General features: G+C 67.1%; 3 protein-coding genes. All 3 read right to left on the bottom strand.

Going from position 1 to position 2,636, the window contains the following annotated elements:
- A partial coding sequence (gene groL, locus ACHFFA_RS08635; RefSeq protein ID WP_394270446.1) for a chaperonin GroEL occupies positions 1 to 1,322 on the bottom strand: 1,322 nt, incomplete at its 3' end.
- Positions 1,323 to 1,375: 53 nt separating this feature from the next.
- Positions 1,376 to 1,663 (bottom strand): co-chaperone GroES, encoded by a 288-nt coding sequence (groES, locus tag ACHFFA_RS08630; protein WP_394270445.1) that lies wholly within the window; start codon positions 1,661 to 1,663, stop codon positions 1,376 to 1,378.
- A 114-nt stretch (positions 1,664 to 1,777) separates the two neighbouring features.
- Positions 1,778 to 2,636: MATE family efflux transporter (locus ACHFFA_RS08625; RefSeq protein WP_394270444.1), on the bottom strand; the 859-nt coding region annotated here is incomplete at its 5' end.

The following is a 2,636-nucleotide window of genomic DNA, read 5'->3' as shown; positions in this document are numbered from 1 at the left end:
GAACTGCCGCGGGTCTGGTCGTCGTTGACCCCGGCGAGGCCATCGAGCGCCTTCGTGGCGTAGAGCAGCGCGGTGCCGCCACCCGGGACGATGCCTTCCTCGACCGCGGCGCGGGTCGCGTGGAGGGCGTCGTCGACGCGGTCCTTGCGCTCCTTCACCTCGACTTCCGAAGCGCCGCCGACCTTGATCACGGCCACGCCGCCAGCGAGCTTCGCCAGCCGCTCCTGCAGCTTTTCACGGTCATAGTCGCTGCTGGTCGCATCGATCTGGGTGCGGATTTCGCCCACGCGCGCCTTGATGTCGTCAGCCGAACCGGCGCCATCGACGATGGTGGTGTTGTCCTTGTCGATCGTGACCTTCTTGGCCTGACCGAGCATGTTCAGCGTCACGTTCTCGAGCTTGATGCCGAGATCTTCGCTGATCATCTCGCCCTGCGTCAGGATCGCGATGTCCTGCAGCATCGCCTTGCGGCGGTCGCCGAAGCCGGGGGCCTTGACCGCCGCGACCTTGAGGCCGCCGCGCAGCTTGTTGACCACCAGCGTGGCCAAGGCTTCGCCCTCGATGTCCTCGGCGATGATCAGCAGCGGACGGCCCGACTGCACCACCGCCTCGAGGATCGGCAGCATCGCCTGGAGCGAGGACAGCTTCTTCTCGTGGATCAGGATGTAGGGGTTGTCGAGCTCGACGGTCATCTTGTCGGGGTTGGTGATGAAGTACGGGCTCAGGTAGCCGCGGTCGAACTGCATGCCTTCGACGACGTCGAGCTCGAACTCGAGGCCCTTGGCCTCCTCGACGGTGATCACGCCTTCCTTGCCGACCTTTTCCATCGCCTCGGCGATCTTGTTGCCGACTTCCTCGTCGCCGTTGGCCGAGATGATGCCGACCTGGGCGATCTCCTGCGAACCCTGAACATCCTTCGAGCGCCCCTTGAGGTTCTCGACGACCTTGGTCACGGCGAGGTCGATGCCGCGCTTGAGGTCCATCGGGTTCATGCCCGCCGCGACCGACTTCATGCCTTCGCGCACGATCGACTGGGCGAGCACGGTCGCGGTGGTGGTGCCGTCACCGGCCAGGTCGTTGGTCTTGGACGCCACTTCGCGCAGCATCTGCGCGCCCATGTTCTCGAACTTGTCCTTGAGCTCGATCTCCTTGGCGACGGTGACGCCGTCCTTGGTGATCCGCGGTGCGCCGAAGCTCTTGTCGATCACCACGTTGCGGCCCTTGGGGCCGAGGGTGACCTTGACGGCGTTGGCGAGGGTGTCGACGCCGGCGAGAATCCGCTCGCGCGCGTCGCGGCCGAACTTCACGTCCTTGGCTGCCATGTTCTTGTCTCCTGAATTCGTCTGGTTGGTAGAAAAGCGTCAGGTGCCGGCGTTCAGCCGACGATCCCCATGATGTCGCTTTCCTTCATGATCAGCAGGTCTTCGCCGTCGATCTTGACTTCGGTGCCGCTCCACTTGCCGAACAGCACGCGGTCGCCGGGCTTGACGTCGAGCGGGATGCGATCGCCCTCCTCGTCGCGCGCGCCGTCGCCGATGGCGACGATCTCGCCCTCGCTCGGCTTCTCCTGCGCGCTGTCGGGGATGATGATGCCGCCGGCGGTCTTGCTGTCGGCCTCGATGCGGCGGACGAGAACGCGGTCGTGCAGCGGACGAAATGCCATGTCGCTAGCCTCTTGGTTGGTGATGAATCCCTTGGCACTCCCTCACGGAGAGTGCCAGCAAGGCGCATTTAGTGCACGGTCGCGGCCCGTCAAGCGCTCGGCCTGAAGAAATATTCAGGTCAGCGCGGGCAACAGCCCGAGCCGGTCGCGCAGCAGCCAGCGCGCCAGCAAGCCTGCCGCGACCACCACCAGCCCGACCAGCAGCCCGATCCACACGCCCATGCCGGCGAGCGGCGTGGCGAAGCCGAGCCACACCATCGTGCCGAGGCCGGGGACCCAGTAGCCGAGCACCGCGATCCACATCGGCACCCGGGTATCCTGGAGCCCGCGCAAGCTCCCGGCCGCGACCGCCTGGAATCCGTCGAATAGCTGGAACGCCGCGGCAACCTTGAGATAGGCGACCGCGAAGCCGACCATCGCCGCGCTGTTGGGCGCGCGCGGGTCGACATAGAGCGCGATCAGCGCGTGCGGAGCGAGCAGCATCGCGGCGGCGGTCACCGTCATGAATCCCGTCCCGACGAGGATCGCCGACCACCCGGCGCGGGCGATCCCCCCTCGGTCGCCGGCCCCATAGTGGTAGCCGACCCGGATCGCGGCGGCCTGTGCCACCCCGAACGGCACCTGGAAGGCGAACGCGGCGAGCTGCAGCGCGACGGTGTGGCCGGCAAGCTCGGCCGCGCCGATCCACCCCATCATGAACGCGGCGCTGTTGAACAGCCCGGCTTCGGCGACGATCGTCAGCACCACCGGCATGCCGAGCACGACCAGCCGCCGGAACTGCCCCCAGTCGGGGCTCCACCAGCGGCCGAAGATGCGGTAGCGGTGCAGTCGCCGGTCCCAGCCGATGAGCGCAACGTAGGCGAGCACGCCGAGCCATGCGGTGATGCTGCTCGCCAGCGCCGAGCCGACCACCCCCAGCGCCGGTGCGCCGAGCTTGCCGAACACCAGCATGTAGTTGGCAAGCGCGGCAGTA

Origin of the sequence: Qipengyuania sp., assembly GCF_043423005.1 — a bacterium.
In the GTDB taxonomy this organism is placed as follows: Bacteria; Pseudomonadota; Alphaproteobacteria; order Sphingomonadales; family Sphingomonadaceae; genus Qipengyuania.
The sequence above is the reverse complement of the archived record's forward strand: the minus strand, read 5'-3'. Positions and strand labels throughout refer to the sequence as shown.

Excerpts from the sequence above, each read along its gene's own strand:
- groES (WP_394270445.1), bottom strand. The coding sequence starts at position 1,663 with ATGGCATTTCGTCCGCTGCACGACCGCGTTCTCGTCCGCCGCATCGAG.